Source organism: Stenotrophomonas sp. STEN240 (genome assembly GCF_056756175.1).
The window spans coordinates 1-23,727 of record NZ_JBRRBO010000007.1; the positions used below are offsets into that span (position 1 = coordinate 1).

A 23,727-nucleotide genomic window follows, 5' to 3' on the forward strand; every position below is an offset into this window, starting at 1 on the left:
GAGCCATGCTCGGCAAGGGCGTTACCGGTAAAGCCCCAGCCGAGCATGGCTCGGCTCTACCGGTGGAGCTGGAGTTGCCCCTCCCATAAAAAAAAGCGCGGATCACTTGATCCGCGCTTGAGACGACGAGGGAGAGAGGGACCCGCCGACTCTTTACTCAATAATTCAGGTTCTGCTGCCAGTAAGTTTCAATCTGGCGCACCAACGGATCGGGCAGCGGCACGTAGTCCAGCTGACGGGCCTGGGCATCGCCATTGGCATAGATCCAACGGAAATACTCGACCGTTGCCTTGGCACCTTCGGCGCTCTTGGGCTGCTTGCGCATCAGGATGAAATTGGTGGCGGTGATCGGCCATGCCTGCTCGCCCGGGGCGTTGGTCATCACCAGGTAGAAGTCACGGGCGTTGGCCCAGTCAGCGCTGGCAGCGGCAGCCGAGAAGCTCTCGTCACGCGGCTGCACGAAGTTGCCGGCGGCATTCTTCATGCGCGAGAAGGTCAGGCGGTTCTGCAGTGCGTAGGAGAACTCGACGTAGCCGATGGCGCCCTTGATCTGCTTGACGTAAGCGGCCACGCCTTCGTTGCCCTTGCCGCCGATGCCAGCCGGCCACTGCACGCTGGTGCCTTCACCGACGCTGTTCTTCCAGTCCGCATTGACCTTGGACAGGTAGTTGACGAAGTTGAAGGTGGTGCCTGAACCATCGGAGCGGTGCACGACGGTGATCTTGGTGTCAGGCAGGGTCAGGCCGGCATTCAATGCGACGATGGCCGGATCATTCCACTTGGTGATCTTGCCCAGGAAGATGTTGGCCAGGGTCGGGCCGTCCAGCTTCATCGCGCCCGGCTCGACGCCGGCGACGTTGAGCACCGGCACCACACCGCCGATCACCGACGGGAACTGCACCAGGCCAGCCGAGGCCAGCTCTTCGGGCTTGAGCGGGGCATCGGACGAGCCGAAGTCCACCGTATTGGCCTTGATCTGCGCGATACCGCCGCCGGAGCCTATCGACTGGTAGTTCACGCGCTTGTTGGTGGCGGCGTTGTAATCGGCCGACCACTTGGACATGACCGGGTAGATGAAGGACGCGCCGGCGCCAGTGACATCGGCAGCATTGGCGGCGAACACGGACGACGCTGCAAGGATGGCAACAGCGGCGCGCGATTTGATGGCGTGGATCACGAATGGCTCCTGGGAGTTGATGTGCGGTGGTTTCCGCCCCGGTGCCTATTTCATAACCATTTGATGACAGCTCAGCGTCTGTCATATGACGCACAAATGACAGTGAATCCTGTCCTCAGAACGTGGCCTCTACATCGCTGGGCAGTGGGTAAGTACGGCCCTTTGGCAGCAGCTTGAAGCTGCGCACGGGCATGTCCCGGCGCGCTTCAATGCAGTTGCCATCGGCACCTTCGTAGCTGACGGTTGAACTGCTGCGTTCACGGATTGTCAGCGTTGCCCAGCCTTGCGCCGGGGCCGGGCCAACTTCCAGCGTCCGCTTTGTTTCATTGAATTCACCGGCACAGCGGGTATCCCATTCGCCGCCACTGCGGGAGACGACGATCTGCCCGGTAATGGCTTCCAGGCTGGTGCCGTTGAATACCAGCAGCTGCAGGCGGGTATCGCTGAAAGGATTGGGCTGTGAAGAGTTGCTGCGTGAGCTGCGTATGCCGAATGCGCGCACGTTTGGCGAGAGGTTGTAGCGCGCGGTATCCAGACCGACGCTGTCGACGTGGATGGCATCGCTGCTCATCACGTCAGGCAGGCGGCGGCCTGCACGTGGGCGCAGCGTGGTGCTGTCGACAACCAACACGTCCAGGTCGCCCGCCTGGGAGTCGCCATTGGGGCCCTCCGGACCCAGAAACGGCACCGCTATCAAGGTCAACGAAGTATCCGCTGGCCATACCCTGCAAGCGCTGCGCTCTGCGTCGATGTGCCAGCCAGGGCGGTCGGGCAGGGCTGCCGCATCCCGCTGTTGGTACGCCTGGGTGATGCGTGCAGCAGCGCCATCGCCACAGTCCTGGGCGAAGCTGGTGAAGGGCAGGGAGAGCAGCAGTGCAAGCAGGCAGGTGCGCATGGATCCATCCGGTTGGAGCGCCCCCGGAGCAGGTTGTGGGAGCTGCATAAGCTGCGAAGCTTACATAGCTTCAGGCAACGGGGGCGTATCGGAGGGGCAGGTGCGCCCGTTGTTGTAGGAGCGGCGTGAGCCGCGAAGCTGATAGATCTTCAGATTGCGGCAGCTGTTTGCGCGCAGACGTTGCTTGCTTCGCGGCTCACGCCGCTCCCACAAAAGCACGCACCAGCAGGTACTCAGTGGTTGTGGGAGCGGCGTAAGCCGCGAAGTTCGTGCATTTTCAGTTGGCGGAAATCAGTCTCACGGCTGGACCACCAGCATCGCGGCTTACGCCGCTCCTGCAAAATCACAATCGCTGCAACGACGAACGCCCCTTGCGGGGCGTTCATGGTGTTGCAGGCAGCCGAGATTTACCAGAAGAACTGCAGGCGGGCTTCCAGGATGTCCGGCTTGTCGCTGACGAACTTCTTGCTGGCCGAGGCGTACTTGTTGCTGTCGACCATCACGTAGTTCAGTGATGCCTTGAAGTTGGAGCGCCAGTACCAGTTGGCACCCACGGTCCAGATGTCCATCTTGCCGCCGAGCACGCCATCCACCAGCGGGGTGCCACCGACCACCGCCGGTGCCTTCAGGCCGCCGTCGTTGAGGTCGATGTGATCGAAGCGTGCGCCCAGCTGCCACATGCCGCGGCCCGGCTCGTCCGGCAGGCCCAGGCTCGGGGTGCCGCCCTTGTAGCCCCAGGTCTCGCCGGTGACGTTCCACACGCCGCTGATGTAGTAGCCGTCGGTGCTGTAGTTGTCGTGGGCGTAGCGCTTGGCCTTGGAGCTGTAGTACTCGCCCTGGGCCTTGAACGGGCCGCGCACGTACATGGCTTCGGCGCCGATGGTGCTCAGGCGGTCGGTGTCCTTCAGGTCGCCGCTGTCGACCAGGCGCACGGTGGCGAGGTCGGCGTTCGGGCGCGCGCGCAGGCGCAGCAGGTCGGCGTCGGTGTCGTAATCGACGTAGCTCAGGCCCAGGTGCAGGATGTTGCCCTTCTCGTTGATCGGGGCGAAGGTGCCGCGCACGCCGTAGCCGCTGCCATGGGCCAGGTCGCGGGTCAGCTCGCGGCCGAAGGCCGAAGCGGTGACTGACCAGTTGGCATCGCCGACGCCGTAGCCCACGCCGAGGCGGCGGGCAACTGCGTAGGTGTTGGTGACGGTGGCCTTGGAAATGAAGTCGTTGTTCTTGGTGCTGGACAGTTCTTCCAGGCTGTTGGGCTGCTTGTACTGGCCGGCCTGCAGGAAGTGGTTGCTGTTGCCGCCCAGCTTGTACTTGACGTTGGTGTCCAGGAACTTGTCGGCCTTGGCGTCGTAGCCAACCACCCACTCGATGTTGCCCGGGCCCTTGCCCTTCAACACCAGCTCGGCGCGACGCAGTTCGAACTCGCTGTCCTTGCCGTTCTTGGCGACGCCGTTCAGATCCGCCTTGTCATTGCTGAACCAGTTGCCGTCAGCCTGCACCAGGCCTTCGAAGGTGATTTCGGAACCGCCAATAACGTCGATGGCGACTTCAGCGTTTGCAGCCGGCGCGAACAGTGCAGCAGCCACGGCCGCAGTGAGGAGTTGGCGATGCAGTTTCATTGGGTGGGTAGCCTTGCAGGCGGTTGGAGGTTGCTGCGAAGGCTAGGGCGTAAAGATTGCGTAAATGTGACAGTCCGGCGACCAGCTTTGGCCCCGAAGCACAAGAGCCTGCGTATTTGGCCTATGGGCTGTTACGGGAAAGTGTCGTGCAGATGTCATCCGCCGGCGCTTATTCAGCGTCGGCGGTCTTGTCCTTGAACTGGCACAGGTCGCGGATCACGCACTGCGGGCAATCCGGCTTGCGTGCCTTGCAGACGTAACGTCCGTGCAGGATCAGCCAGTGGTGTGCGTCCTGCAGGAACTCGGCCGGGATCACCTTCATCAAGCCATCCTCGACCGCGCGTACGTCCTTGCCGGGGGCCAGCCCAGTGCGGTTGGCGACGCGGAAGATATGCGTGTCCACCGCCATGGTCGGCTGGCCGAAGGCGGTGTTGAGCACCACGTTGGCGGTCTTGCGGCCGACCCCGGGCAAGGCTTCCAGTGCGGCGCGTTCGGCCGGCACCTCGCCGCCGTATTTGTCGACCAGGATCGCGCAGGCGGCAATCACGTTCTTGGCCTTGGCGTTGAACAGGCCGATGGTGGCGATGTACGGCTTCAGCCCTTCCTCGCCCAAGGCAAGGATGGCCTGGGCGGTATTGGCCACCGGGAACAGCTTGCGGGTGGCCTTGTTGACGCCCACATCGGTGGCCTGTGCCGACAAGGTCACCGCGACCAGCAGCTCGAACGGCGAGCTGTATTCCAGCTCGGTGGTCGGGTGTGGGTTGAGCTCGCGCAGGCGGGTGAACATCTCCAGCACCTGTGCAGCGTTCATGCGCTTGCTGCCACGGCTTGCCGTTGCCTTGCGTGGCGCAGCTTGAGTGGTGGCAACCTGCTTGCTGGCGATGGGCTTGGCGCCGGTCCTTTTTGCGATCACTTTTTTGCCGACAGCCTTCTTGGCCGTCGCCTTTTTCACGTGTAATGAGTTCATGCGCTCGGGTTTCCTGCCGCGCGTGCCTTTGCCCGGGCCAGAATGGCTGCCGCAGCCGAGGGCAGGGCGGGTTTGCTGTCGGCAGCTGGTGGTGGTGCGCGGCGGGCCTGGCGCTCGGCCGCGCGCCGTTCCAGGCGGGCGGCACGTGCGCGGTAACGCTCGCGTGCGGCCCACGCCGTGCGCAGTTGCTGCTGGGCCAGCTGCAGCTGCTGTGGCAGCTGCGGATAGGCCGGATCCAGCAGTGCATCGCCAGGCTGTGGCAGGTAGTCCATCAGCCCGGCGCGCAGCGCCGCATCCAGGTCATCGTCCAGCACGAATTGCAGCAGCTGGCGGGGCGGGGTGCTTGCGGTAACCATGGACTACTCAGTGATTCTTGAATTCCGGCTTGCGGCGTTCCAGGAAGGCGCTGGTGCCTTCACGCATGTCCTGGGTGGAGAACACCAGGCCGAACTGCGCGCTTTCGTATTCCAGCCCTTCCTCGATGCCGCATTCGCCGCCGACATTGATCGCATCCAGAATGCCGCGCAGGGCCAACGGTGCGGCGTTGGCCAGTTGCTCGGCCAGCTGGGTGGTCTGGGCTTCCAGCTCGGCAGCGGCAACCACGCGGTTGACCAGGCCCAGCTGCAACGCACGCTCGGCGCTGATCGGCGCGCCCAGCAGGCACAATTCCAGCGCAGCGGCGCGGCCGCCCAGGCGCAGCAGGCGCTGGGTGCCGCCAAAGCCCGGCACCAGGCCCAGGTTGATCTCCGGCTGGCCCAGCTTGGCGCTGTCGACGGCGATGCGCAGGTGGCAGGCCATGGCCAGCTCCATGCCGCCGCCCAGCGCAAAACCATTGATCATGGCGATCACCGGCTTGTTCAGGCGCTCGATACGGCGCATCAGGCGCTGACCGACCAACGAGAAGTCGCGGCCCTGAACCGGGGTCAAGGTATTCATTTCGGAGATATCCGCGCCTGCCACGAAGGCTTTACTGCCGGCGCCTGTCAGAATCACGACTCTTACGTCTGCGGCCTGGGCTGCCTCGGCAAAGGCTGCATCCAGCGTTTCCAAGGTCTGGCGGTTGAGCGCATTGAGCTTTTCCGGGCGCTGCACCGTGATGGTGCGGATGCCTGCGTGGGTGCTGATTGAAACCGGTGCATCGGACATACGGGCGGAACCTCAAACGTTAAAAAAAAGTGAGGAATTGAACTCTTTTAACCGACGCTGGTCATAGAACGCGTCGTCAGTGGCGGACAGCCTTTGTGACGGCTATCCTAACCCGTCGCCTCTAGCGGCATGTTTGCCCTGAGACACCTTTCCTGGAGAACTGTTTGATGAAGTTGCGTTCTATCGCGGTCGCCGTGGCCGCCCTGGCCGTCACCGGCACTGCTTTCGCCCAGGACATCGCGTCCGAGAAGGGCAAGCTGAGCTATTACTTCGGCTATGACTACGGCAACAACCTGGCCGAGCTCACTGGCCGTGGCGAACAGCTGGATATCGCTTCGGTGGTAAAGGGCCTGCAGGACGCCTATGCCAAGAAGCAGCCGGCCATCACCGCCGATCAGCTGAAGCCGGCCGTGGAAGCGTTCCAGCGTCGTGAGCAGGGTCGTGCCCAGGCTGCCAAGGCCGAGTACGACAAGGCCGCCGCTGAAAACAAGACCCGCAGTGACCAGTTCATTGCCGCCAACAAGGCCAAGGCCGGCGTGCAGACCCTGGCCAGCGGCGTGCAGTACCGTGTGATCGAAGCCGGTGCCGGTGCCAAGCCGACCCAGGCCAGCACGGTTGCGCTGGAAGTTGCCGGTCCGTTCCCGTACGGCCAGCGCCCGACCGAAGCTCGCCCGGCCCAGTCGATCCCGTCGATCAAGCTGAGCGAAGTCGAGATGGCGGCCATGCGCGAAACCCTGCTGCAGATGCCGGCCGGCGCCAAGTGGGAAGTCACCCTGCCGCCGGAAAAGGCCTACGGTGCCGACCCGCGCACCCCGTTCCCGCCGAACGTGGCTGTGCAGTTCGAAATCAAGCTGGTCAGCGTCAAGTAACAGCGCGTCAGTGATGCAATCAAAAGCGCCGGTGGCAACACCGGCGCTTTCTTTTTGCCCGCAACCGCATGTAGTGCCGAGCCATGCTCGGCAGAAGCTTTACCGGTAACGCCCAGCCGAGCATGGCTCGGTTGCTTGCGGGCACGCCCAGCGCGGCACCGAAATCACCTGTAGTGCCGAGCCAGCTCGGCAGAGGCATTATCGGTAACGCCCCGCCGAGCTGGCTCGGCTCTACAGGCGTTGCTTGCAGGCACGCCCAGCGCGGCGCCTCATCGCCTTTGCAACACGTTTGATTCCCGCCTGTGTATGGCACTCCCAGGCAGACCTGCCCGCTGCGATGGATACGTCGCTGCCGCTTACGCTCACGATCCATTCGTGCTGCATGCGGGCATCGGCCATTCTCTCCGCCTACGCGTCTCGTACCCTTGCACTCCGCATTTATCGGTGCGAGCGAGATCAGCATGATTTGGCTGCGCCCGCATGCCAAAAACAACCCGGCGATCTACCAATAAATGTCAATTTTCCGACGAGGCCCATGCCTATGATCTGTGCGGCACGTCGCAGGTTGTCGGTCGCTATGCAATCAACTGCATGTGTATCAACGAGGTCGCTCAACAGGTAATCCCGTAACACCCAACCAAGGTGATTGGCGGTCAGCAGTCGGGGCTGCGCGAACAGGAACGGTGGTCTTCATACCGTCAGACGTTGGGGTTTCGGTTTCCCGGTCGCGGCCATGCTTACCGCGTTCCATTGAAGGGGTGACGAAATGCAACGAGATCGTAATGAGCTTGTTCGTTGGTTGGGTGCCGTGGCTATCGCGTTAGGCACGGCGGCCAGCAACGGTGCGTCTGCGCAGTCTGCGACAGAGCCCGTGCCGGACTATGCCGCGCTGATAGGCGTGCCGATGTCTGCAACCGAGGTTGTGCGTTCGCGTGCGAAAGCGAGCGATGCGCAGGACGTGCGGCGCAGGATAGCTGCCGCGGGCCTGCATCGCAGCGCGGCGGATCGTGCCGCGTCGGAGGGCTTGAATCGTGCTCTGGCACGGATGCCCGACACGGCTGAGCAGGCATTGCGTCAAGCGGCAGCTGGCAGCAGCGGGACAGGGGTCGTGTTGACGTCGCGTCAGGAAATCGAACCGATGTATGCGGTGCCACTCAAGGGCGGCGGCATGAATGCCTCGCACGGCACCAACGACCACAGCACGCGCTGACCGGAGAAAAAAATGAAGATCAAGTCACTTGCGGTATGCACCGCAGCGGTGCTGTGCGCGGCCATTTCGTCGGCGCATGGGCAGGCCAGGATAACCTTGGTCAATCTCGACAAACCCGGCATTGGTTTGAACGACCCGACGCCGGTAACGCCAGTTGGGGGGAACCCCGGAAAAACCCTGGGACAGCAGCGGATGATTTCCTATCAATTCGCGATGGACCTGTGGGGCGCGTTGTTGCGCAGCTCGGCTGAGATCAAGGTGGAGGCGTCGTTTGCTCCGCTGACATGCACGGAGGGTAGGATCGTACTCGGCCAAGCCGGTGCCATTGCCAGGATCAAGGCCAGCGAGGTTGCTCAGGGCGGCGCTGCTGACTTCGAATACCCGGTTGCATTGGCAAATGCATTGGCCAGTCGCGATCTGGATCCGCAAAGAAACGACATTCTGACCAACTTCAGTTCTGCGATCGATACGCCGTCCTGCCAGGAGCTGGGTGCAAGCGGCTGGTACTACGGACTGGCCGGCAACAAACCGCACAACATCGAAGATCGTGCCAACTTCCTCAACGTGATCATGCATGAGATAGGCCATGGTCTGGGTGCGTCGGGCAATTCTGGCTTCTTTTTCAATACGCCGATCCGCTGGAGCAAGGGGCCGTGGGATGGCATGGCGTGGTCGAATCTGCATGCGATGAATTACAACGATTTCGATGTTGTTGATGCGCGCATGGGTGTTGCACTGATCACCCCTGGCGAAACGGTATGGAGGGGCGGTGCGACCAATCGCATGGCCGCACTGTTTGCGGATCACCGGCAGTTGCTGCGCATAACCTCTCCCGCTGCAGCGGACCACGACTACATCCCAGCGGCGTTTGGCGGCGAGGATCTGTCGCCGCTGAAGGGCGAAATCGTGTTGTTGAAAGATGCCGTGGCTGACGGTGCGGTAGACATGCACACCGGCTGCAATGGCCTGGAGGGGCAGCCGCTCATCGCCAACGCAGCAGCACTACAGGGCAAGGTTGTGCTTATCGACCGAGGGGTGTGCGAGTTCTCAGCGAAGGCATTGAACGCGCAGAATCTCGGTGCGTTGGCGGTGATTCTGGCGAACAATGTGCCAGGAGCTACGCTCAACGCGGGCGGCGGTACGATGGGCCACAAGGTGACGATTCCTGTTGTAACGGTCACCCAGGAAGTCGGCAGCATGCTGCGTGGTGATGCGCCGGTGGTCACGGCTGGGCTTGTTGAAGACCCGAAACGATTCTATGGCCTGGATTCCGGTGGCAGCATGCGCCTGTTTACGCCCAATCCCTATCAGTCTGGGTCCTCGTTCTCGCACGTTGACTCCGACATGACCCCGAACTTCCTGATGGAGCCGGCGGAAACCAAGACCTTGCGTGCGGACGTGATGATAGATGTGGCGCTGGAAATGTTCGAGGAAATGGGCTGGCCGACCAATCGCAACGGCACCGCCAAGCTGGGCAACTGCGACACCTCGATACCGGTTTACCGTGATTCGTTCATTCCCGGCGCCAACCTGATAGCGCAGAGCAATCTCTGCAGGTCTTCGGCTGCGGGAAACCGTAGCCAGCAGTTGCGCTGCATGAATGACCACATCAGTTCATTGCATGCACAGTCCTTGATCACCTCGCTGGAGGTGGCAAAAGCCCGCCAGTGCGCCGCCAAACTGTAGCCGCGTTGGCAAGCTGCGGCGCGGTCGCTGATGCAATGGCTGTTGGATGCGGAAGTGGAGCGACGAGGGCTGATGCTCTGCCTGCACCAAAACGGGTAGGTCTGCCCATCATGTAGTCAGTGAAGTAGATAAAACCAGAGCCGGCGCCGCGAGGCGCCGGCTCTTTTCTGAAGCGTTACGGCGAAGCTACCTTGGCCGCGCAGGTGCGGATGCCGGCTTGTTCCACCGTGCTGATCATGCTGGCCGCTTTCAGCGAGGCAGCGGTGTCATTCATGCAGCGCAGGTAGAGCGCCCGGTTGCCGTTGGCGGTGGTACGGCACAGGCGGTCCTGCGCCTGCACGTTGGCGCCTGCGATCAAGCCCGGGTTCTTGAACAACTTCACGCCCGTATCGCAACTGCCGATGCGCGCCGTGCCTGCGTTCAAGCTCCAGCCTTCATCGACAAACGCTGCCAGGGTCAGGTCAACCATGCGTCCTGCATCGGTGTTGGGGCTGTTGGCCGGCTCCATCAACGCATCGGGTACCAGCACACTTTCAAAGTGCGAGAAGGTTGAGCCGCCCGCCACGATGGCCGGTGCGTACAGCAACGGTCGTCCGCTGGAGTCGGCACCGGCGAACTGACCGGCCACCTGGCCCAGTGCGGCGGTCAGTGGTGTGCCTGCCTGCGCTGCTGCCTTGATCAGGTTGGCATCGCCCAGGTTGACGCTCAGGGTCGGGATGGTGGCATTGACGCTGGCATCTTCGGCCATGCCCGGTGCGGTACCCGGGTCGCCGGAGCTGGCCACGTTGCCGATGATGGCTGCAACCGCGCCTGCCGCCTGTGCGTTGGCTGCCTTGATCTCGAACGCGCAGCTGCCACGATTGACGTAAGCGACCTTGCCGCTGAGGCTGCCCGCAGGCAGGGTTTCACAGGCGTCGGCGGTGTCGGCGCCGGTGCCGTCGTTGGCAACCACAACCGGGCCGGCGAAGTTGGCCGGGGTAGCCGGTGGGCCGAACGAAGCGGTGCCGAAGAACTGCGTCCTCACGCTGCTGCCGTTGACCGACAGCACGACCGCCGGGTCGAGCCACTGGGGGGTCTGTGCGCGGGTGGTTGCGCCATTCCACGCAGGTGCGCCGCGGGTCTTGATTGCGGTGGCGCGCAACGCGTTGGTCATGCTGGCTTCGGTGAAGCGTTTGCCGGACAGGTTGTCGAACGCGTTCTCGGTATAGACGTCCGAGTAGCCGTAGTACTGCGGAATGCCAACGCGTTCGCCCAGGCGGCCGGTGGTGTAGCCGACAAAGCCGGAGAAGCCCAGGCCGTGGCCGATCTCATGCATCACCACATCCAGGAAGCTGATGAGGTTTTCCGGGGCGTTGCCATCCAGGCCGTAATACCAGCCAGAGCCGGTCATGCACGGCGTACCGTCCGGGTTGCTGCCGCCCAGGTTGGCGTTGAAGCGGCTGGTGATGTCGGTGCCGGCGGCACTGATGGTGATGCGGCTGCCGTTGAGTGCGTTGGCCAATGGGGCGTGATAGATCATGCCCAGCTCAGCGCCTGCGGGCGGCGTGGTTGCGATCCAGGAGGCGCCGGCTGAGCCGAGGGTGCCGCCGGTAGCGGTGCAGGTCAGGTCCTGGAAGCTGGCGCCGACGAAGGTTTCCACGTCGCTCTGCAGTACCGCGCCCCACAGATCGGCGGCGAACTGGTAGACGATGCGGCGTTGCTCGCCGACGCTCTTGCCGGGGTTGCCGCCTTCGGGGGCACGTACGGTGGGATCGTTGAGGCCGATGCCGGCCGGATCCTGGTTGATCGGGGTGATGATGGCGGCGTTGGCCGTGGCGCCGAACAGGGTGCTGCCGATGACGGCGGAAAGCAGCAGCGTCTTCATTCGGACACCTCCTGGCGCCCATGCGAGAGCGGGGCGCCGTTCTCCAGCATCTGCACCTCACCGTTGGCGTCGCGCTCAACGCTCAGCGAGTTCAACGCCGACAGCGGCAAGTCGGCGGTGCTCATGCCGTTGCTGTGCGCGCGGATGGTCTTGGCAGCGTCGGTGCCGGTCTGCGGAATGCGTGCCCAGGCAGCATTGGTGCCTGCGGCGCTGCGGCCTGCCGAGGGCATGGCATTGGCCTTGTCGGAAAGTGCGCGGATTTCGGTATCGGTCAGCTTGCGCAACTTGCCGGTCTTGGCATCGATGCCGGCGACCATGCCGCTTTCGGTAGGGGTACTCGGGTTGCCGTCCGTTGGCGGCTCATGGGCCTGTACTGAAAGGCTGGCCGAAAGTGCCAGCGCCGATAACAACAAGGAGGGTTTTGCCATTCTCATTTCCGGGCTCCGCTACAGAGTGAAAAGCGATAAGGCTCCATCCGCATGCAGGCCAGACTCGTATCGAACAGTCACGCTGATCGAACGCGCGTCCAGCGCATTGGATGATTCGTGTTCCCCCTGTCGTCTTGGAGTGTGCCCTTAGATGAACCCACGCTCAACCATAAATTGATGGTTGTCACAAAAACCATGCATCCGGCCGACGGGCGGCTGAGCTGAATCGGCAGGGCCGAAAGGTTGCGGCATTGCCATCGTGTTAATGCAATTCCAAGCGAATCAATGCCCGGGAACTGGTCCGCAGGGTTCGGCTCGCGCTACGCTAGCGTGATGTCTGAATTGATGGATGCACCTGCTCGTGTCATCTCCAGCCCCTGTATCGGCATCTGCGCGCTTGATGAACAGGGCCACTGCCGTGGCTGCTGGCGCAGTGGCGCCGAGATTGGCGGGTGGTTGCGCATGAGCGAGGACGAACGCCGCCGCTTGATGGCGCAGGAGTTGCCAAGGCGTTCGCGCCAGGCGGTGGCCTTCGCCGAACAGCTGGCCGGGCGCGAGCGCCTGCAACGGGCGTTGATGCCGCTGACCCAAACACCGGCCGGGCAGGGCTGGAACCGCTCTGAACTGGAAGATCTGCTGCCACCGGGGCCGCCGGTGGAAGCGGCGGTGTTGGCGGGGCTGGTGCCGCGCCCGCAGGGCACCCAGGTGATCCTGACCCGGCGTACCGAGGCGCTGCGCAATCACGGCGGCCAGGTGGGGTTTCCGGGCGGGCGCATCGAAAAGCTGGACCGCAATCCGCTGGCTGCGGCACTGCGCGAAAGTGACGAGGAAATTGCATTGCAGCGCAGCCAGGTGTTGGCGCTGGGCTATCTGGACCCGTTCATCACCATTACCGGGTTCCGGGTGACGCCGGTGGTAGCGGTGGTCGACCCGGCCTTCATCGCCCGGCCCGAACCCGGCGAGGTCGCCGAAGTGTTCGAAGTGCCGTTGGACTACCTGATGGACCCGGCCAACCTGCGCCAGGTGGAAATCGAACACGGCGGGCGTATCCGTCATGTCATGGAATACAGCTGGCCCGGTCAGCGCATCTGGGGCGCCACAGCGGCCATCCTTTACAACCTTCGCCGTCGATTGGAGCAGGTGACATGAGCCGGAACGGAACTTCCTGGAGCACGCTGGTCGATGTGGCCGAACTGGCTGAGGCCCTGGCGCAGCAGCCGATGCGCCTGGTCGATGCCCGCGCTGTCGCCAGCACCGCGTTGCGGGTGGTTGATGCCCGGTTTTCACTGACCGATACACAGGCCGGCGCCGCCCAGTACGCAGCCGGGCATATTCCCGGCGCGATCCACGCCGATCTGGAAAAAGACCTGTCGGACATGGGCAAGCAGGGCCATGGCCGGCATCCCTTGCCGGACAGCGAGGCTTTTGCCGCCACGTTGGGGCGTTGGGGTATCGGTGCCGACACCCAGGTGGTGGTGTACGACGCGGCCGACGGCAGCATGGCCGCTGCGCGGCTATGGTGGCTGCTGGGCCTGATCGGCCATCGCAAGGTGGCGGTGCTTGATGGTGGCCTGGCGGCGTGGCAGGCGGCCGGCCATGCGCTGGAGGCGGGCCCGGTCGCGGTCACCCCCTTGCCGCCCTATCCGGGCCAGTTCGACATGCGCCAGGTGGTCAGTGCCGATGAGGTGCAATCACGTCTGGCGCAGACCCCGGCCTGGTTGCTGGATGCACGGGCCGGCGAGCGTTACCGTGGCGAAGTCGAACCGCTGGACCGGGTGGCAGGGCATGTACCCGGCGCGATCAACCGCCCGTTCGGCACCAGCCTGCAGGCTGGCCGTTTTCGTCCGGCGCAGGAGCTGCGTGCGGAGTTGCTGCCGTTGTTGGGCGGGCAGGCACCGGAACAGATGGCGGTGATGTGCGGCTCGGGGGTGACGGCCTGTCATCTGCTGCTGGGGTTTGCGCATGCCGGTTTGCCCGGGCTGCGGGTGTTCAGTGACTCGTGGAGTGGCTGGTCCAGCGATGCAGGCAGGCCGGTTGCCAAGGGTTGAGTTGTAACGGCATCGCGCATTGGGCGCGATGCAGATGCGTGGGTGCTTCGGGGGAAGCGTGGGCTTATACAAATTGCTCGGCGTAGCGCTGTTGGCGGCGGTTCTTGGGGCATGTGATGCGCCAGGCAGCGGTGTGTCCGCGGTTGACCAGCGGCAGTATCTGCGTGACGTCGAGCAGTGGCGGACGCAACGGCTGGCAAGCCTGCGCGCGCCCGAAGGCTGGCTCAGCTACACCGGCTCGGGCCGGCTCAAGACCGGTGCCTACCGGGTGGGCAGTGCGGCCAGCAATGACATCGTATTGCCCAGCGGCCCCGCCGAACTGGGCTTCCTGCAGGTGAGCAACGACGGCCAGGTCAGCATCGACGCCAACACCCGCGCGGATGCGCGGATGAACGGGCAGCCGCTGCAGCGGGCGGTGCTGGTGCCCGGCGTTGCCCACGTCAACGAAGCCAGCCGCGTGCAGGTGGGCCAGTCCGAGTTCTACCTGGTGCGTACCGGCAGCATTCTCGGCTGGCGCTACCGCGACCCGCAGTCACCGCGGCGGCTGGCCTTCAGCGGCATCGAGCACTTTCCGGTGGATCCGAAATGGAATGTGCGCGCGCGCTGGAATCCCTTCCCCAAACCCAAGCAGGCGGTGCTGCTGACGTCGATAGGCACGCCGCTGCCGGCGCTGGTGCCGGGGGAGGCGGTGTTCGAGGTTGGCGGGCGCAGCTATCACCTGCAGCCGGTGCTGAATGAAGCCGCGCCAGAGGCGCAGCGACTGTTCTTCCTGCTGTCCGACCGCACCAGCGGCCGCGAAACCTATGGTGGCGCGCGCTATCTGTACGCGGCGCCGCCCAAGGATGGCGTGGTGCAACTGGATTTCAATCGCGCCGAAAACCCGCCCTGCGCGCTGACCCCGCATGTGGTCTGCCCGATAGCACCGACGATCAACCGGCTGGATCTGGCGGTGACAGCCGGCGAGAAGTTCCAGTACCTGGCGCAGTAACAAGGCTTACCCGGCCGGTTTGGCGGGCGGGTGCCGCCGCTGCATTCAGTCCGGCAGGCGTTGCAGGTCGATCGCGCGCAGGACCAGCTCCCAGGGGAACATCGGGCCCGGGTCCAGCTTGCGTTGCACGTTGCGGCCGGGGTCATCGCTGGCGGGTTCCAGCGCTGTATCCAGCTGCTCATGGCCGGCGATGTAGCGCAGCGAGGGCAGTGCCTGCGGCAGCCACTCCAGCAGGCGCACCAAGGCCGCGATCTGCGCCTCGGGGTAGGGCTCGCTCATCACCTGGTTGTTGGTATCGAACCAGTTGGGCCAGCGTCCACGGTTGACCAGTTCGATACCGATCGAACGCGGGTTGATGCCACGTACGTGATGGGCAACGCGGTCCAATGCGATGTACTGCTGGATGCTGCCATCGCGGTCGATGTAGTAGTGGCCGCTGTTGCCGCTGCCGTTGTCGTACAGGGCGCGCTCGCCGTACTCGCGGGCGGTGGCCAGGTCCGGCAGTTCGGTGCAGTGGATCACCACCAGATCGATATCGGTGGGCTTGCGCTGCGCCAACAGGCTTTCGTAGGGCAGCGGTTTGGCAATGATGGGGGGCGGCAGGTGCATGGGTGGATGCTAGCATTCACCCATGAGTTCCCCCATGACTTGCCGCCAGCCATGAGCCGCGGCCATTGCATTCTGTCGCACGGCTTCGAGAGCGGCCCGGACGCTACCAAGGTCACCGCGCTGGCCGATGTCGCGCAACGCCTGGGCTGGAGCCACGAGCGCCCGGATTACACCGACCTGGACGCCAGGCATGAGATCAGCCGGGTGGGCGACGTGCCGGCGCGGCTGCAGCGGCTGGTCGAGCGCGCGGCCGAGATGGCGGCGCGCGGCCCGTTGGTGCTGGCCGGTTCCAGCCTGGGCGCCTATATCTCGGCGATCACCTCGCTGCAGGTGCCGGTGGCGGGGCTGTTCCTGATGGTGCCGCCGACCACGATGGGGCCGATGCCGGCGCTGGACGCCGCTGCGGTGCCGATCAGCGTGGTCCACGCCTGGAATGACGAGTTGATCCCGGCCGCTGACGTCATCGCCTGGGCCGCCGAGCGCAAGGCGCGGCTGCTGCTGGTCAATGACGGCCACCGCCTGATGCGCCATGTGGACGCCTCCTGCCAGGCCTTCGAGGCCCTGCTGCGCGGTTTGTGAACGCGGCCGCAGCCTGAATCCGACGGCGCGGCGGGCAACTGCCTACAATAGCGGCCTTGGATGCCCCGGGGCCGGCCACCGTGCCTGCCCGCCTGGCTGGCCTGACTCCCTTTTCGAAAGTTGATATCTCCCGTGAATTTCTTTGTTTCCTGCGCCAAGGGCCTCGAATACCTGCTTGCCGACGAACTGCTGGCGATGGGCCTGCCGCGGGCGACCGCCACCATTTCCGGCGTCAATGCCGAAGGCGAGCTGCGCGATGCGCAGCGCGTGGTGCTGTGGTCGCGCCTGGCCAGCCGCGTGCTGTGGCCGCTGCAGGAATTTGAATGCCCGGACGAGAACTCGCTGTACCAGGGCGTGGCGGCAATGCCGTGGGACCAGCACATCACCCCCGAGCTGACCTTGTCGGTGGACGCGCATGTGTCCGGCACCGCCATCACCCATGCGCGTTTTGCCGCGCAGCGGGTCAAGGACGGCGTGGTCGACAGCCTGCGCGGGCAGGGCATGGAGCGGCCTTCGGTGAATGTTGAATTCCCGGACGTGCGCATCAACCTGTCGCTGCGCAAGGGCCGCGCCACGATCTCGATCGACCTGGGCGGTGGCCCGATGCATCGCCGTGGCTGGCGCATGGCGCAGAACGACGCGCCGCTGAAGGAAAACCTGGCCGCAGCGGTACTGCTGCGCGCCAACTGGCCGAAGATCCATGCCGAAGGTGGCGGTCTGCTCGACCCGATGTGCGGCAGCGGCACCTTGCTGATCGAAGGCGCCCTGATGGCCGCCGACGTGGCACCGGGCCTGCAGCGCCATGGCAGCATTCCACCGAGCCGCTGGCGCGGGTTTGACCAGGCGCAGTGGAAGGAATTGACGGCCGAAGCGCGTGAGCGCGAGCAGGTTGGCCGTGCTGCGCTCAAGCAGGTCATCCACGGCAGCGACATCGACCCGCAGGCAATCCGTGCGGCCAAGGAAAACGCCGAAGTCGCCGGCGTCAGCGAGGCCATCTGGTTCGGCGTGCGTGACGTTGCCGATGTGCAGGTGCCGCCGCAGGAAACCGGTTGCGTGGTCTGCAACCCGCCTTACGACGAACGCCTGGCGGCCGATACCGTGCTGTATCGCCGTATCGGTGATGCGCTCAAGCGTGCCGTGCCGACCTGGCGTGCAAGCCTGCTGTGCGGCAGTGCCGATCTGGCCTTCGCCACCGGCCTGCGTGCGGGCAAGAAGTACCAGATGTTCAACGGTGCCATCGAGTGCGCGCTGATCGTCTGCGACCCGATTGCGGTGCCTGAGCGCGAGAACGCCGGCCAGCCGCGCGAGCTCAGCGAAGGCGCGCAGATGGTGGCCAACCGCCTGCGCAAGAACCTGAAGAAATTCAAGAACTGGCTGAACCGCGAAGGCATCACCTGCTTCCGCGCCTATGACGCCGATCTGCCGGAATACGCGGCCGCCATCGATGTCTATCGCGAAGACGGTGGCAAGAACCGCACCTTCCTGCATGTGCAGGAATACGCGGCGCCGGCCACCATTCCGGATGTGGACGTACGTCGCCGTCGCAACGAGTTGTTGGCCGCTGCGCGCGAAGTGTTCCAGGTGCCAGCCGAGCAGGTTGCGCTGAAGTCGCGCGAACGCGGCAAGGGCGGCAGCAAGTACGGCCGCTTCGAGCAGCGTGGCGAGTTCATCCTGGTGCGCGAGAACGATGCGCTGCTGCGCGTCAATCTGTTCGATTACCTGGACACCGGCCTGTTCCTCGACCACCGCCCGTTGCGTACGCATATGGCGCAGGAATCGCGCGGCAAGCGTTTCCTCAACCTGTTCTGCTACACCGGCGTGGCCAGTGTGGAAGCGGCGGTTGCTGGCGCCTCGTCTACGACCAGCGTCGATCTGTCGGGTACCTATCTGCAGTGGTGCGCCGACAACCTTGCGCTCAACGGCAAGGGTGGCAGCCAGCACACGCTGGTACAGGCCGATGCGGTGACCTGGCTGGAAGCGGAGAAGAACCGTTACGACGTGATCTTCTGCGATCCGCCGACCTTCTCCAATTCGGCGCGCGCTGAAGACTTCGACATCCAGCGCGAGCATGTGCGCCTGCTGCGTGCCGCGATGGAGCGGCTGACCTCGGACGGCGTGTTGTACTTCTCCAACAACTTCCGCCGCTTCAAGCTGGAAGAGAATGCCATCGCCGAGTTCGCCAACTGCCGCGAAATTTCCGCGCAGACCATTGGCCCGGATTTCGAGCGCAACGCCCGCATCCACCGCGCCTGGGAACTGCGCCGGGTATAAGCCGACGCGACACCTGTAGTGCCGAGCCATGCTCGGCAGAGGCTTTCCCAGCAATGCTTCACCTGTAATGCCGAGCCATGCTCGGCAAGGGCTTTCTTAGGAATGCCTCCCTGTAGTGCCGAGCCATGCTCGGCAGAGGCTTTCCCAGTAATGCCCCAGCCGAGCATGGCTCGGCTCTACCAAAAGCGTTCCCGGTAATGTGCCCCAGCCGAGCATGGCTCGGCTCTACAGCAGGGTTGCTGCGGCCATTCCCGCTACTGGCAACGCCCACGCCAACGGCACGATCCAACGCGGGCGATACGGGTATAGCCCGAAGGCCAGCAGCAGGCCGGCAGCGGTCATCGCCCCCAGCCACCACACGGGGCCCAATCCCCAGCCATCCCGCCATACGCACAGCGCGAACGCGGCCGACAACAGTCCCCAACCCAGCCAACCCCACAGCCGCATGCGCGCGCTGCTTGCGCCTGCTTTCCCGTGCAGTTCCAGTTGGTGTTTCTCCATCGCCAACGACAGTGCAACAAAGGCGGCGAACGACAAACCAAGCGCAAGCAGCATCATGCGCTGGCCTCGGCGACCGCGACGGCCTGTTGCCTGCGTTTCTTTTCGGCCGCACTCAACGGCGGTTGCCAGTGCTGCATGCGCCAACCGCAATAACCCAGCATCACACCGAAGGCCAGCATGCACAGGTCGAAGCCGGCCAACACCCAGTCACCGCTGGCGATGGTCACGCCCAGGTTGCTGCGGGTGGTCAAGGCATTGAGCAACGGAATCAAGGCGAACATCGCCGCGCCTGCATACAACTGCCACGCCCACATCATCCGCTTGGGCCAGATGAAGGCCGCCAGCAATGATGCCGCCCATGCGTAGAAGAACACGCTGATCTCGGCGTCGCTGCGCTCGGCCAGCTGCAGCGGCAGCAGACGGTTGCCCCAGAAATAGGCGGCAAAGGCAATCGGCAGGCCGGCGACAGCGCCGATGTTCAGCGCATCCACCAGGCGCAGGCCAAAACCCGTCCTGCCAGACTTGGCGTGCTTGGGCCGTTCTTTCACTGCCCACAACACCACGCCGCTGGCCACCATCAAACACCCGATCAGGCCCGACAGGAAGAACAGGCCACGCAAACCCCAATCGGCGAAACGCGCCAGATGCAGGCCGTACATGACGCCGCGTGTTGCAGTGGCACCACCGGCGCTGGGGCTGGCTTCCAGCAGCGCGCCGCTGACTGCGTCAAAGCGCAGCGATGGCGTGTCTACCGACAGACGCTTGCCGTCGCGCTGCTGGATATCGATCACGGCGTTTGCCGCACCCGGCCGGTACACGGTGAAGCCGCCAATCTCGGCGCCATTCCAGTGCCTGCGCGCGCTGTCCATCAGTTGCTGGATGGGCATCGGCAAGGCCTGGCCCTGTGCCGGTGATTCAACCTCGGCCATGCGCGCGAATGCTTCACTGAAGAAGGCGTCTTCGTCCTTTGGATAGGCGCTGCTCACACCCCAAGGCAGGTACATGAACATCAAGGTGACGATGCCGGTGTAGGTGATCATGGCGTGGTAAGGCAGCGCCATCACTGCGCTGACGTTGTGGAAATCCAGCCACGAGCGCAGGCCTTTCTGCGGGCGGAAAGTGAAGAAATCCTTGAAGATCTTCTTGTGGGTGATGACGCCGCTGATGATCGCCACCAGCATGAACATCGCGCAGAAACCGACGATGTAGCGCGCCCATACGACTGGAATGTAGTGCAGGTCGAAGTGCAGGCGATAGAAGAAGTCGCCGCCGCGGGTTTCGCGTGCCGTCACCTCGTTGCCGGTGTTGGGGTCGACGGTGGCATCACCGAAGCGGCCGCCACCACGGCGACGACGTTTCTCGCCCTCGACCGGCGGTTTGACCATCGATTCGGGGTTGCGCCAGAACATGCGCAGCGCCGGGTTGCGGGCATCGGGCAGGGTGACGCTCCAACTTTCAGCCTGAGGTGCCTTGTGCTGCAGGAAGCTGAGCGCGCGCGCCGCCGCATCGTCGGTGCTGACCGTGCTGCGCGGCAGCTCCGGCCGCATCCAGCGACTGATCTCTTCGCGGTAGTAGCTGGCGGTGCCCGCCATGAAAATCAGCAACAGCAACCAGCCCACCAGCAGTCCGGTCCAGGTATGCAGCCATGCCATCGACTGGCGGAATCCGTTCTTCATGCCGCACCTCCAAACCATTGCGTGCCCAACCAGAACAGTGCGGTCGGCAGAAGGATGCCGAGCCATGCGCGCAGCGCGCTGCGGGTGGCAAATGCCCATAGCGCCGCGCAGGCGCAGAGCACGATGGCGACCAGCATGCCGGTCAGCACGGCCTGGCTGCGGGCGATCGGCAATGCCACGGCGAAGAACATCGAGCATGTGGCGGCCAGCGCGTAGCCGCCAACGATGGCGGCCAGTGAGCGCGACAACACGCCCAGCCAGGGGCGCGCGAAGAAGCCGAGAAGACGGTTGTGCCAGGGGCTGGCAAGAGGCGTGCTGTCCACAGAAACCTGCAAAGTCGAATCAATACGGGCGCCACCGGCGACGCGGTGGCGCGGAACAAGTCGGCCGTCCCTGGCCGCCACTGCATGGCAGTGGTTCCCTGGAGGGATTACAGCTTCCAGCGCAGGCTCAGACGCACGTTGCGCGGCTCGCCCCAGTTGACGCCGTCATAGAAGCCGACGTTGCTGTAGTACTTCTTGTCGAGCAGATTGTTGATGTTCAACTGCGCGGAGAAGTTGTCGTTGAACTGGTAACCGGCAAAGGCATTGACCAGTACCACCGCGTCCTGGGTGAGGCGCGACTTGTAGGTCTTGCCGCTGGTCAGGTAATCGTTGGTGGGGCGGTTGGTCATGCGCCAGATTTCGCTCTGCCAGGTGACACCGCCACCCAGTGACAGCCGGCTCCAAGCGCCGCCGGGACGCCAGCCGGTGTTGAGGCGGAACGTGTTGACCGGCGTGGTGGTGCTCTGGCGCACGCCCTGCTGGTTGCGGATGATGGTGTGCGCGTAGCCGGCCGACAGGTTCCAGTGTTCGCTGATGCTGCCTTGGGCTTCCACTTCCCAGCCCTTGACCTTGTTGCCCTTGCCAGTGGAACGGTAGGCGCTGGAACCATCAGGCAACGAGGCCTCCGGCACCGAATCGTCGATCTCGGCGACGTTGTCCTTGACGCCCTTGAACACGGCCGCCGATGCGTTCATGCGGCCGTCGAACAGCTCGGCCTTGATGCCGGCTTCCCACATGTCGCCGACCACCGGCTCCAGGTAGTTGTTGTTCTTGTCGCGGTAATTCTGCGGCTGGAAGATGTCGGTATAGCTGGCGTAGGCGCTGAACGACTTGCTGAAGTCATAGATCAGGCCGGCATACGGAGTGAGCGAGTCATCCGGCTTGTAGCCGCCACGGGTGGTGCCCAGCAGTTTGCCGGCCGCGTCGCGATCATAGCTCCAGCTGCGCGTCTCCCAGCTGCCGTAGCGTGCGCCCAGTACCGCCATCAGCGGGTCGGCCAGCTGCAGGCGCGCGGCCACATAGGCGGCGCGCTGCTTGAGCTCATCGCGCGAGGACAGCCAGTTGTAACGATTGACCTGCAACGGTGCGACATCACCGGTCCAGTGGCGCCAATCCGGCACCTTGTCGTAGCCATCGGGGTAATCGAAGTCCGAAGCCGGCACTTCGCCCTTGCGCACCGACTGGCCGAGGCCGACCACCAGTTCGTGCTCGCGGCCGAACAACTTGAACGGGCCGCCGGCATTGACGTCGAACACCTGCATGTCGCCGCGTTCGCCAAACGCACCGATGTAGGCGACCACGCCGGTGCCGTCCGGGCGCGGGTAGCCCGCAGCGCCGTACCAGACGTTGCCTTCGGTCTCGCGCTTGGAGCGGGTGTAGCTGGCCTTGATTGCCCAGTCGTGGCCCAGGCTTTGTTCAAGCCGCGCGAATGCGGTCTTCTCCACAATCGGCCAGCGGCTCCAGCGCGCCGAGAAATTGGTCGAACGCGGCAAGTTGGCCGGCTTGCCATCGACGCCCCAGTACGGCACCACACCCCAGGTAACGCCCGAGGTTTCCGGGGATTGGTATTCGTAGCCAACTTCCAGCAAGGTGCTGTCGCTGAGGTCAGCCTGGACGATGCCGTAGAACACATCCTTGTCCAGCTTGTAGACGTCGCGGAAGGAATCGCTCTGCTGCTTGGCAACGACCATGCGCGCGCGCACGCGGCCATCCAATGCAACCGGGCCACCGATATCCGCTTCCAGACGCTGGTTGCCCCAGCGCCCGAACATCAGGTTCGCGCTCATCGCGAATTCGTCGGTTGGGCGCTTGCGCACGTAGTTGATGGTGCCCGACGGATCACCGGCGCCGGTGGTCAAGCCGGTGGCGCCGCGGACCACCTCGATGCGGTCGTAGATGACGCTGTCGTTGTTGGTCTTGATGTAGCCGCCGAAGGTATTGAGCATGCCATCAACCTGGAAGTTGTTGATGGTGTAGCCACGCGAGACGAAGCTGATGCGCTCGCTGTCGGTCACCGCGACGTGCACGCCGGTTACCTGGCCCATCACATCGGACATTGCATACAGGCCCATGTCATCCAGGCGCTGGCGGGTCAGCACCGTGACCGACTGAGGGGTGTGGCGCAGCGACAGATCCAGCTTGGTGGCGGTACGCGCCTGCTTCACCGTGTACGAGGTGGGGATGTCGGCATCGGCAACGACTTTCACCGTGTCCAGGTTGGTGGCCGAGGCGGGCGCTGCTTCTTCGGCAAATACCGGCATTGCAGCACTGGACAGGGCAATCGAAAGCGCGATGGCCAGCAGTGCAGGCTGCGGCAGGGTGGGGCGGGAGGGCATGTTGGATTCCTGTTGGGCGAAGGGTTTGCCAACCACAGGAGTCGCGCACGACGCAGCCCGCACGATGCGTGGATGCCCCGGGTGTACCGCTCCCGCCAGTTGGCCTGCATGCACGGCGCGGCCTGCCAGGGCGCGCGGCGTCAGTTTGGATATCGGGGGTACACGGGGCGTGGCGGAACGATGCGAAGCATCCGTGCCGCACGAGGCTGGGCGTACTGCCTAGGTGCTAACGATAATTGTTCGCATTTGATTAAGCAAGCTGATGTGTCCGTGTGCTGTTGGCAATCGCGATGTGATTGCGGGCTGTGATGCGATGCCGGCTTCGCGGCTTACGCCGCTCCCACATATGTCGCCGGAGATTTGTAGGAGCGGCGTAAGCCGCGAAGCTGGCTAACCTGCAATCGCGCGCATCCGCTGCAATCATCAGATGCGGCTGGCTTTTGTCGGATGCTGAAAGTGCTTCGACCTGTTGCGGTACTGGCTTCGCGGCTTACGCCGTTCCTACAGATGTCGCCGAAGGTTTGTGGGAGCGGCGTAA

Annotated in this window: 21 protein-coding genes; 8 read left to right on the forward strand and 13 right to left on the reverse strand. The window is 64.1% G+C overall.

Annotated features, from left to right (window positions below; translation table 11 throughout):
• Window positions 1-157: 157 nt before the first annotated feature.
• The 6 genes from pstS to ACVOKO_RS04655 all read right to left on the reverse strand — a co-directional run bounded on the left by pstS (window position 158) and on the right by ACVOKO_RS04655 (window position 5,801).
• A complete protein-coding gene (gene pstS, locus ACVOKO_RS04630; protein WP_346497748.1) occupies window positions 158-1,177 on the reverse strand; it encodes a phosphate ABC transporter substrate-binding protein PstS in 1,020 nt (339 codons plus the stop codon).
• A 115-nt stretch (window positions 1,178-1,292) separates the two neighbouring features.
• A complete protein-coding gene (locus tag ACVOKO_RS04635) occupies window positions 1,293-2,072 on the reverse strand; it encodes a PA3715 family protein (protein WP_346497750.1) in 780 nt (259 codons plus the stop codon).
• A gap of 407 nt (window positions 2,073-2,479) precedes the next feature.
• Window positions 2,480-3,688, reverse strand: coding sequence for an OprO/OprP family phosphate-selective porin (locus ACVOKO_RS04640; protein WP_346497752.1), 1,209 nt, complete (start codon window positions 3,686-3,688; stop codon window positions 2,480-2,482).
• Between the two features lie 169 nt (window positions 3,689-3,857).
• The gene (gene nth, locus ACVOKO_RS04645) at window positions 3,858-4,499 is read right to left on the reverse strand and encodes an endonuclease III (protein WP_346497905.1); all 642 of its coding nucleotides are present in this window, start codon (window positions 4,497-4,499) and stop codon (window positions 3,858-3,860) included.
• Between the two features lie 152 nt (window positions 4,500-4,651).
• Window positions 4,652-5,011 (reverse strand): hypothetical protein, encoded by a 360-nt coding sequence (locus ACVOKO_RS04650; RefSeq protein WP_346497754.1) that lies wholly within the window; start codon window positions 5,009-5,011, stop codon window positions 4,652-4,654.
• 7 nt (window positions 5,012-5,018) lie between these two features.
• Window positions 5,019-5,801, reverse strand: coding sequence for an enoyl-CoA hydratase-related protein (locus ACVOKO_RS04655; protein ID WP_346497756.1), 783 nt, complete (start codon window positions 5,799-5,801; stop codon window positions 5,019-5,021).
• A 167-nt stretch (window positions 5,802-5,968) separates the two neighbouring features.
• On the opposite strand from ACVOKO_RS04655, the gene ACVOKO_RS04660 reads away from it, so the two are divergent.
• The 3 genes from ACVOKO_RS04660 (at window position 5,969) to ACVOKO_RS04670 (ending at window position 9,566) form a co-directional block, all read left to right on the forward strand.
• Complete coding sequence (locus ACVOKO_RS04660) at window positions 5,969-6,670, forward strand: FKBP-type peptidyl-prolyl cis-trans isomerase N-terminal domain-containing protein (protein WP_282270953.1); 702 nt, start codon at window positions 5,969-5,971, stop codon at window positions 6,668-6,670.
• Window positions 6,671-7,436: 766 nt separating this feature from the next.
• Window positions 7,437-7,880: a hypothetical protein gene (locus tag ACVOKO_RS04665; protein ID WP_346497759.1), complete on the forward strand. Its 444-nt coding sequence runs from the start codon at window positions 7,437-7,439 to the stop codon at window positions 7,878-7,880.
• 12 nt (window positions 7,881-7,892) lie between these two features.
• Complete coding sequence (locus tag ACVOKO_RS04670) at window positions 7,893-9,566, forward strand: PA domain-containing protein (protein ID WP_346497761.1); 1,674 nt, start codon at window positions 7,893-7,895, stop codon at window positions 9,564-9,566.
• A 175-nt stretch (window positions 9,567-9,741) separates the two neighbouring features.
• Here the strand turns inward: ACVOKO_RS04670 and ACVOKO_RS04675 are convergent, their stop codons facing one another.
• Window positions 9,742-11,430 carry a PA domain-containing protein gene (locus ACVOKO_RS04675; protein WP_346497763.1) on the reverse strand — a complete coding sequence of 563 codons (1,689 nt, stop codon included), beginning with the start codon at window positions 11,428-11,430 and terminating at the stop codon, window positions 9,742-9,744.
• A complete protein-coding gene (locus tag ACVOKO_RS04680) occupies window positions 11,427-11,858 on the reverse strand; it encodes a post-PEP-CTERM-1 domain-containing protein (RefSeq protein WP_346497765.1) in 432 nt (143 codons plus the stop codon). The genes ACVOKO_RS04675 and ACVOKO_RS04680 overlap by 4 nt, the downstream gene beginning before the upstream one ends.
• 345 nt (window positions 11,859-12,203) lie before the next feature.
• Between ACVOKO_RS04680 and ACVOKO_RS04685 the strand changes: the two genes are divergently transcribed.
• From ACVOKO_RS04685 to ACVOKO_RS04695, 3 genes are all read left to right on the forward strand, one after another.
• Window positions 12,204-13,007: a CoA pyrophosphatase gene (locus tag ACVOKO_RS04685; RefSeq protein WP_430980717.1), complete on the forward strand. Its 804-nt coding sequence runs from the start codon at window positions 12,204-12,206 to the stop codon at window positions 13,005-13,007.
• The gene (locus tag ACVOKO_RS04690; protein WP_346497769.1) at window positions 13,004-13,906 is read left to right on the forward strand and encodes a sulfurtransferase; all 903 of its coding nucleotides are present in this window, start codon (window positions 13,004-13,006) and stop codon (window positions 13,904-13,906) included. The genes ACVOKO_RS04685 and ACVOKO_RS04690 overlap by 4 nt, the downstream gene beginning before the upstream one ends.
• Before the next feature lie 133 nt (window positions 13,907-14,039).
• Window positions 14,040-14,894, forward strand: coding sequence for a DUF1684 domain-containing protein (locus ACVOKO_RS04695; protein ID WP_346497771.1), 855 nt, complete (start codon window positions 14,040-14,042; stop codon window positions 14,892-14,894).
• 45 nt (window positions 14,895-14,939) lie between these two features.
• On the opposite strand, the gene ACVOKO_RS04700 is transcribed toward ACVOKO_RS04695, so the two are convergent.
• Window positions 14,940-15,503, reverse strand: a complete 564-nt coding sequence (locus ACVOKO_RS04700) for an N-acetylmuramoyl-L-alanine amidase (protein WP_346497773.1) — start codon at window positions 15,501-15,503, stop codon at window positions 14,940-14,942.
• Between the two features lie 51 nt (window positions 15,504-15,554).
• Here ACVOKO_RS04700 and ACVOKO_RS04705 point away from each other — a divergent pair, with 51 nt between their 5' ends.
• Together ACVOKO_RS04705 and rlmKL are read left to right on the forward strand one after the other, a co-directional pair.
• Window positions 15,555-16,082: a hypothetical protein gene (locus tag ACVOKO_RS04705; protein WP_346497776.1), complete on the forward strand. Its 528-nt coding sequence runs from the start codon at window positions 15,555-15,557 to the stop codon at window positions 16,080-16,082.
• 132 nt (window positions 16,083-16,214) lie between these two features.
• Window positions 16,215-18,353 (forward strand): bifunctional 23S rRNA (guanine(2069)-N(7))-methyltransferase RlmK/23S rRNA (guanine(2445)-N(2))-methyltransferase RlmL, encoded by a 2,139-nt coding sequence (gene rlmKL, locus ACVOKO_RS04710; protein ID WP_346497778.1) that lies wholly within the window; start codon window positions 16,215-16,217, stop codon window positions 18,351-18,353.
• 225 nt (window positions 18,354-18,578) lie between these two features.
• Here rlmKL and ACVOKO_RS04715 read toward each other — a convergent pair whose 3' ends face one another.
• The 4 genes from ACVOKO_RS04715 to ACVOKO_RS04730 all read right to left on the reverse strand — a co-directional run bounded on the left by ACVOKO_RS04715 (window position 18,579) and on the right by ACVOKO_RS04730 (window position 23,189).
• Window positions 18,579-18,911 (reverse strand): DUF3325 domain-containing protein, encoded by a 333-nt coding sequence (locus ACVOKO_RS04715; RefSeq protein ID WP_346497780.1) that lies wholly within the window; start codon window positions 18,909-18,911, stop codon window positions 18,579-18,581.
• Window positions 18,908-20,530: a PepSY-associated TM helix domain-containing protein gene (locus ACVOKO_RS04720; RefSeq protein WP_346497782.1), complete on the reverse strand. Its 1,623-nt coding sequence runs from the start codon at window positions 20,528-20,530 to the stop codon at window positions 18,908-18,910. Before ACVOKO_RS04720 ends, ACVOKO_RS04715 begins: the two co-directional genes overlap by 4 nt.
• Window positions 20,527-20,853 (reverse strand): DUF3649 domain-containing protein, encoded by a 327-nt coding sequence (locus tag ACVOKO_RS04725; RefSeq protein ID WP_346497783.1) that lies wholly within the window; start codon window positions 20,851-20,853, stop codon window positions 20,527-20,529. The genes ACVOKO_RS04720 and ACVOKO_RS04725 overlap by 4 nt, the downstream gene beginning before the upstream one ends.
• A gap of 107 nt (window positions 20,854-20,960) precedes the next feature.
• Window positions 20,961-23,189: a TonB-dependent siderophore receptor gene (locus tag ACVOKO_RS04730; protein WP_346497785.1), complete on the reverse strand. Its 2,229-nt coding sequence runs from the start codon at window positions 23,187-23,189 to the stop codon at window positions 20,961-20,963.
• Between the last annotated feature and the right edge of the window lie 538 nt (window positions 23,190-23,727).